At 71.7% G+C, this 6,544-nt stretch carries 8 protein-coding genes and 1 tRNA gene; 1 reads left to right on the top strand and 8 read right to left on the bottom strand.

The annotated features are described in order from the left end of the window. Positions 1 to 25 precede the first annotated feature (25 nt). The 5 genes from ACIG87_RS15140 to ACIG87_RS15120 all read right to left on the bottom strand — a co-directional run bounded on the left by ACIG87_RS15140 (position 26) and on the right by ACIG87_RS15120 (position 2,608). On the bottom strand, positions 26 to 289 hold the full coding sequence (locus tag ACIG87_RS15140; protein WP_396851092.1) for a hypothetical protein: 264 nt from the start codon (positions 287 to 289) through the stop codon (positions 26 to 28). A 345-nt stretch (positions 290 to 634) separates the two neighbouring features. After that, positions 635 to 1,132 carry a hypothetical protein gene (locus tag ACIG87_RS15135; RefSeq protein ID WP_396851091.1) on the bottom strand — a complete coding sequence of 166 codons (498 nt, stop codon included), beginning with the start codon at positions 1,130 to 1,132 and terminating at the stop codon, positions 635 to 637. Beyond that, positions 1,132 to 1,650, bottom strand: a complete 519-nt coding sequence (locus ACIG87_RS15130) for a SigE family RNA polymerase sigma factor (protein WP_396851090.1) — start codon at positions 1,648 to 1,650, stop codon at positions 1,132 to 1,134. Before ACIG87_RS15130 ends, ACIG87_RS15135 begins: the two co-directional genes overlap by 1 nt. A gap of 127 nt (positions 1,651 to 1,777) precedes the next feature. Further along, positions 1,778 to 2,053 (bottom strand): hypothetical protein, encoded by a 276-nt coding sequence (locus ACIG87_RS15125; RefSeq protein WP_396851089.1) that lies wholly within the window; start codon positions 2,051 to 2,053, stop codon positions 1,778 to 1,780. A 478-nt stretch (positions 2,054 to 2,531) separates the two neighbouring features. Then, positions 2,532 to 2,608 (bottom strand) — tRNA-Thr (locus ACIG87_RS15120). A gap of 112 nt (positions 2,609 to 2,720) precedes the next feature. Here ACIG87_RS15120 and ACIG87_RS15115 point away from each other — a divergent pair. Beyond that, on the top strand, positions 2,721 to 4,481 hold the full coding sequence (locus tag ACIG87_RS15115; protein ID WP_396851088.1) for a metallophosphoesterase family protein: 1,761 nt from the start codon (positions 2,721 to 2,723) through the stop codon (positions 4,479 to 4,481). A 149-nt stretch (positions 4,482 to 4,630) separates the two neighbouring features. On the opposite strand, the gene ACIG87_RS15110 is transcribed toward ACIG87_RS15115, so the two are convergent. The 3 genes from ACIG87_RS15110 to ACIG87_RS15100 all read right to left on the bottom strand — a co-directional run bounded on the left by ACIG87_RS15110 (position 4,631) and on the right by ACIG87_RS15100 (position 6,543). Then, positions 4,631 to 5,470, bottom strand: coding sequence for a stage 0 sporulation family protein (locus ACIG87_RS15110; RefSeq protein WP_396851087.1), 840 nt, complete (start codon positions 5,468 to 5,470; stop codon positions 4,631 to 4,633). Positions 5,471 to 5,578: 108 nt separating this feature from the next. Beyond that, positions 5,579 to 6,238 carry a hypothetical protein gene (locus ACIG87_RS15105; RefSeq protein ID WP_396851086.1) on the bottom strand — a complete coding sequence of 220 codons (660 nt, stop codon included), beginning with the start codon at positions 6,236 to 6,238 and terminating at the stop codon, positions 5,579 to 5,581. Further along, on the bottom strand, positions 6,238 to 6,543 hold the full coding sequence (locus ACIG87_RS15100) for a hypothetical protein (protein WP_396851085.1): 306 nt from the start codon (positions 6,541 to 6,543) through the stop codon (positions 6,238 to 6,240). The genes ACIG87_RS15105 and ACIG87_RS15100 overlap by 1 nt, the downstream gene beginning before the upstream one ends. Between the last annotated feature and the right edge of the window lies 1 nt (position 6,544).

The following is a 6,544-nucleotide window of genomic DNA, read 5'->3' as shown; positions in this document are numbered from 1 at the left end:
GCCTCGCCCCATCGCCGCCGTCCAGTTAGCTCCTCGAGTAGCCCCCGAAACCCCGGTCAAACCCTCGGCGGACGAAACCTCTCGAATCAACCTCTGACGCCACCCGGAAGAACTCACACTCCGCGAGTGACAGCACATTGGTCTGGACTGATGTGGTCTGTCCCCTCCGGATCAGCCGCGTGACCTCACGGGCATGGTTCAGCCCCACGGACAGCGACTGCCAGGCCAGGTTCCACGCCAGGTCCTCCTCGGCCGCACCGGCCGCCGCCGCCACAATGTCGTTGGTCATACCCCACCCCTTCGCGCGAGCCCCGGACCGATGGACGCCGGGATCTGCCTCGTGCATGCCGGTCGCACAGGCCGCACGGCAACTCCTGACAGCGCGTCTTGGCGGACGAGGGTCGCACGGAGGTCGCAAATCAGATCGAAGGTGGCGGAAATGCGCTGCCGACACCTGCCTGCATCACCGAGTGTCACGGTCGTCCACCGTAGAGGGACGCACCGGATGGAGCACGCCGTTCCAGGGTCCGATAGCGGACAACGGAACGTCACCCGGGCTGCGCCCGCCGGCAACGGGTGGATCCGCCACGGCCGGGCGGCGGCGGCCGACGCCGACGGTGTGGACGGCAGACGGTCAGGAGGTGCAGAACGGTGCCGGCCGGGTGAGGCCGAGCTCCCTACAGTCCCATTCGGTGCCCTGTTCGTAGTACCGCCAACCCGTATCGGTCGTGAAATGGAACAGGTAGCGGACGTTGCCGCCGGCCGGGCGCAGCACGTCGGCTGCCGCCCAGGTCTCCGCGCACTGCACCCCTGCGGACGCGAAGGACCAGTCCTGCGGCAGTTCGACCAGGTCCCCGAGGGTTTCGATCGATGGACAGTCGGGCTTCCCTGGCCCGGCACTGCTGGGGGCGGCTGCGGGTGTCGCCGGCAGGTCGAGCCGGTGGCTGGCGGCGAAGGCGACCGCACCCCCGAGGGCGAGCACCACCGCAGCGGCTGCCACGCCGGTGGCGAGAGTCGCCCGCCGTTGCGACTGCCGCGACTTGCGCAGGGACCGCTCGTACAGGTCGGCGCTGCCGCCGTGCTCGCTCAGATCGGACATGGCCTGACGCAACGGTCCGAGGTTGTCGGTCATCAGGCCTCCTCCATCACAGCCGAGAGCAGCTCGGGCGCTATCTCCCGCATGCGGGCCGGTGCCTTGCTGGTCTGACTCTTGATCGTGCCGACCGAGCACTGCAACAGATTCGCCGCCTCCGCCTCGCTGCGGTCCTCGAAGAAGCGGACCACCAGCACCGCGCGCTGTCGCTGGGTGAGTTGGGCGAGAGCCTGGTGCAGGGCGAGCTTGAGATCGGTACGACGGGCGTGGTCACTGCCGGGCTGGACCACGTCGGTCAGTTCCCCGGGCAGGGACTCGGCCACCTTGCGCCGCCGCCACCAGCTCACATGCTGGTGGTACATCGCGGTGCGGGTGTACGCCTCGAAGTGCCCCGGATCGTTCAGCCGCCGCCGGCCTCGATGGGTTCGGGCCAGGGCATCCTGCACCAGGTCCTCGGCGAGGTGCCGGTCACCGGTCAGCAGGAACGCCGTCCGGAGCAACGCCGGCGAGCGGGTCCGGACGAACTCCCGGAACTGATCGTCGATCGAGTCCGCCATGCCCCGCTCGCGCCCCCCACGTACCACACAGGTTGTCAGGGCACGGCGGCGTCGCTGCGGCCGGCTGACTGTGGTGCACACCGTAACTGGTGTGCACCACAGCGCGCGACCGCGGTCACCCTGATCACTAGGAGATGCAGAACGGTGCCGACTCTGTGAGGCCGAGGTCCTTGCAGTCGTATCCGCTGCCCTCGCCGTAGTACTTCCAGCCCGTACCGGCCTTGTAGTGGAACAGGTAGACGCCGTCACCGACGTTCGCACCCTGCGGGTCGGCCCCCGCCCAGTCCTTCACACACTCGACACTGCCGAAGCTCGCGCCCTTCGGCAGCTCGACCAGACTCTGCAGGATCGTCCCCGAGGGACAGTCGGCACTCTTGATGTCCCCGGACGCCTCGGTGGTCACCGTGGACGTGCCACCGGGGGCGCCGTTGGCCGGGGCAGCCGAGGCCGGAGTAGATGCGGTGGAGTCAGGACCGGCTGCCTCCGTGGCGCCACAGGCGGTAAGTGCGAGCAGAACGGCGGCCGCAGGCAGCAGCAGAAGTCGACGTGCAGACATTTCCGGACCCCTATGGATCGTGGCGATCGTTGCTTACATCCGGGTACATGCGATCCACCGCCCGCAGGTTGCCGCCAACCAGAACTTTTTCTCAGATCTTCTGGGCGACCCGTGCGCCACGAGCCGGAACCGTGACCTGTCCCCACTCGTGGCCACCCGGGGCCGGGTCGGTCAACTGCCGGCGCTGGTGAGTCGATCCGGCTGCCGCCGTCGGGCGGCGCGAAGACCGGTAGTTCCGACGGCGCTTGCGGCCCCACCCGGTTTTTGGGGGCCGACCTAAAGACATGAGCCCCTGACCAGCACTTCTGCTGGTCAGGGGCTCATCTGGAGCCGCCTGACGGAATCGAACCGTCGACCTACGCATTACGAGTGCGTCGCTCTAGCCGACTGAGCTAAGGCGGCAACGACCGCCAAGTGTACGGCACGACCCACGCCGCGCCAGAGGGGGTTCCCGACGACCCGACCCGGACATCGGGGGACATCGGTGCACAGCGGGCCGGTCTAGGCTGCCTTGGTGAGCGACGACCACGCCACGGGCGACCAGGCCGCAGCCGCCCCCGTCCCGCCGGCCCCGGACGCCGAGCACGCGCCCGGCGAGCGGGCCGTCCGTCGGCCGCACGGCACCGATCCGGTGGAGCTGGGCTTCACGCCCCGCAAACCGGTCCCCTGGCTCGCGCCGCTCCTGCTGATCAGCACCGGCATCCGGACGCTGCTGGCGATGCTGTTCGGGGCGTACCTGGACAAGCGGGAGTTGCAGAACGCGCTCGACTCGAGGATCGGCGAGCAGGTCGGGCCGGACGGCGGGCTCTGGTTGGACTACGTGGCCGACCTGGGCGACGGCTTCGACGCCACGTACTCGGTGGCGTACCTGCTGGCCCAACCGGAGCTGACGGTCGACGGGCACCGGCTGCCCCGGGCGCAGACCCTGGTGATGGGGGGCGACCAGGTCTATCCGTCGGCGGCCTACGAGGCGTACGAGGACCGTTGCAAGGGGCCGTACCAGGCGGCGCTGCCGGTGGCCCCGCCGGAGCGGCCGACGCTCTTCGCCGTCCCCGGCAACCACGACTGGTACGACGGACTGACCGCGTTCCTGCGGCTCTTCGTCCGCTCCCGGGACCGGAACTTCGGCGGCTGGCGCACCGGCCAGTCCCGGTCGTACTTCGCGGTGCAGCTGCCGGCGGGGTGGTGGCTGCTCGGCCTGGACGACCAGTCGGGTTCGTACCTGGACGATCCGCAGCTCGCCTACTTCGACGAGGTGGCCCGCCGGCTCGGCCCGGACTCCCGGGTGATCCTGGCGGTGCCGGCCCCGACCTGGGTGAAAGCCGTCGACCACCCCACCGCGTACGACTCGATCGACTACTTCGTCCGGACGATCCTCGCGCCCACCGGCGCGCACGTCCGGCTGCTGGTCTCCGGCGACCTGCACCACTACGCCCGGTACGCGGGCCCGGAACGGCAGTTGATCACCTGCGGCGGGGGCGGCGCGTACCTCTACCCGACGCACACCCTGCCGGAGCGGATCGAGGTGCCGCCGAGGGACACCCTGTCCCGGCGGGCCAGCCGTACTCGCGCGTACGACCTGGTGACCCGGTTCCCGGACGCAGCCCGCTCCCGCCGGTACGGCTGGGGCATCTTCCACCGGCTGCCCCGGCGCAACCCGGGCTTCGGCACCCTGCTGGGCACCCTGCACGTGCTGCTGATGCTCGCCATGGCCGGTGTCGCGGCGACCCGGTCCGGCACCGAGCAGCGGCTGTTCAGCGTCCCACTGGTGATCATGTTGGGGGTGACGCTGCTCAGCGCGGCCTTCTTCGCCAAGCCGCCCAGCGCCGGTGGGAAACGGCACGCCCGGCACTGGATCCTCGGCGTCGGTCACGGGTTGGCGCAGGTGGCGCTCGCGGTGGCCGGCACCTGGGCCTGGCTGCAGCTGCCGTTCTACCACTGGCCGTGGCCGCTGCCGGCGGTGGCCGCCGCCGTGCTCTACGGCCCGGTGATCGGGTTGGTGGCCACTCAACTGGTGGCCGCATACCTGTTGGTGGCCGGGACCTTCGGGGTCAACGTCAACGAACTCTTCGCCGGCCAGGGCATCGAGGACGCGAAGTCCTTCCTGCGGATGCGCATCGACCCGGACGGCACGCTGACCATCTACCCGATCGCCGTCGACCGGGTCTGCCACGACTGGCAGCTCAACCCCGACCAGTCCCCCTCCGCCTCCTGGCTGACCCCCCGCACCCCCCTGACCCCCCGCCTGGCCGAACCCCCCATCACCCTCCCCTGACCCCCACCCCCCACCCCCACACCCCGGCCCCCGGGCCGAGTCGGGTGATCAAGAGGTTTCGGTCAGAGAGCCGATCCACAATGACGTAAACCTCTTGATCACCCGACAGGGCGGGGCAGGCCGCGGGGGTGGGGGGCGCGGGGGTGGGGTTAGGGGGTGTAGTGCTGGTCGTGGGCTTGGCGGGGGGCGCAGACGGAGGCGCGGGAGCAGGAGCAGCGGGAGCCGTCGGCGTCGAGGCGTACCGTCACCGCGTCCTTCGGGACACTGTGGCCGACCACCCTGCCGTCGCCCTCCGGGGTGCTGACCCGGCTGCCAATCGCCGGGGCGGACTCCTGGAACCGCTGGTAGAGCGGGTGCTCGTACTTCAGGCAGCACATCAGCCGACCACAGGCGCCGGAGATCCGCAGCGGATTCAACGGGAGATCCTGGTCCTTGGCCATCCGGATGGTCACCGGCTCGAAGTCGTTGAGGAAGGTGGCGCAGCACAGGTCCCGGCCGCAGGAACCGATGCCGCCCTGCACCCGGGCCGAATCCCGGGCGGAGAGCTGCCGCAGCTCCACCCGGCAGTGCAGGGTCGCGCCCAGGTCCCGGACCAGGGAGCGGAAGTCGACCCGGTGCGGGGCGGTGAAGTAGACGGTCGTCCGCTCCCCGCTGCCCTCGACGGCAGCAAGGACGTGATCCACCGCGACCACCTTCATCGGCAGGCCGTGCTCCCGGATCAACCGCTTCGCGGCCACCTTCGCCTCGGCCTTGCGCCGACGCAGCAGCTCGTCGCGGCGCAGGTCGTCGTCGCCGGCCAGCCCGGCCAGCTTGGGGAAGCCGTCGGTCTCCTCGGTGACCCACTGCGCGGCCCAGACGCACTCCGCCACCTCGGGGCCGTCGTCGGTGGGGACGAGCACCCGGTCACCGACCTGCGGGCGGAACTCCCCCGGATCGAGGTAGTAGAGCCGCCCGTACCGGTTGAAGCTGACCGCGCAGAGCATGCCCATGTCTTCAGCCTACGACGGATCGACGGGACACGGCCGGGCGCGGGCGAGCGGGCACCCCGCCGAAGGCCGGCCCGATCACGGTCAGCCGACGCACCGGCCCGATCACGGTCAGCCGATCCGCAGCGGGCCACCGTGGTACGACGGGCCGCCCGTCGACCGCCAGGTCGACTCGGCCAGGCTGGGCGACCACTGGCGCAGCAGCGTCTCCGCCCCGTCGTAGGCCACCCCGAGCACCGAGAGCACCCGGGTGGCGATCTCGGCCGCCGCACCACCCCCGGCGGCGGGCTCGGCACCGGGGGCGGTCGCCGCCCGGACCCGGACCGCCTCGGTGGAGCCGAGCACCTCGGCCAGCACCCGGGCCACCGCCAGCCGGCTGCCCTCCACCCAGTCGGCCAGCGCGTCGGCGTAACCGGCAGTCGACTCCAACCGGCCCACCAGGCTCTCCGGCCCCTCGTCCAGATGACGCAGCAGGGCGGTGCGGGCCTCGTCGTAGGACGCCCCGGCCGGGCCGGACCAGACACCCTGGTCGGTGAGGGCGGCGCAGGCGTCGTCGTACCCCCGGACGAGTCGGCGCACGGCGTGCCCGGCGGTCGCCAGCGGCGCGGGATGCAGGTCGAGGAAGGCGCGCAGGGCCTCCCCCGGCAGCAGCTGCATCCGGCGCAGCAGGGGCCAGACCGGGTGTGCCTCGGGGGCACCGGCGGCGAGCAGCGTGTCGACCCGGGAGAGCAGGTCCAGGCCGGGCTCGGCGAGCCGGTCCAGCGGATCCATCACGCCTCCCCGGCCAGCCGGCGGTGGGCGGTGTCGTCGGCGGTGGCGTAACGGTCGGCGGCGCTGCGGACGGCCGACGCGGCGGCGGCCAACCGGGCGGCGGCGGCACCCGCCTCGCGGGCCCGGCCGTCGGTGGCGGTGGTCCACTGCCGGTGCAGGGCCCGACCGACCTCGCCGGGACGCCCGGCGGCGTGCGCGCCGAACGCCGGGTGCGGCGGATCACTGACGGTGACCGTACGGGCCAGCACGGCGAGCGTGGCGCTGGCCTCGTCGAGGCGGTCGGCGAGGGCGCGCAGGGCGTCCACG

Source organism: Micromonospora sp. NPDC051925 (assembly GCF_044548625.1).
Taxonomy (GTDB): Bacteria; Actinomycetota; Actinomycetes; order Mycobacteriales; family Micromonosporaceae; genus Micromonospora.
The sequence above is the reverse complement of the archived record's forward strand: the minus strand, read 5'-3'. Positions and strand labels throughout refer to the sequence as shown.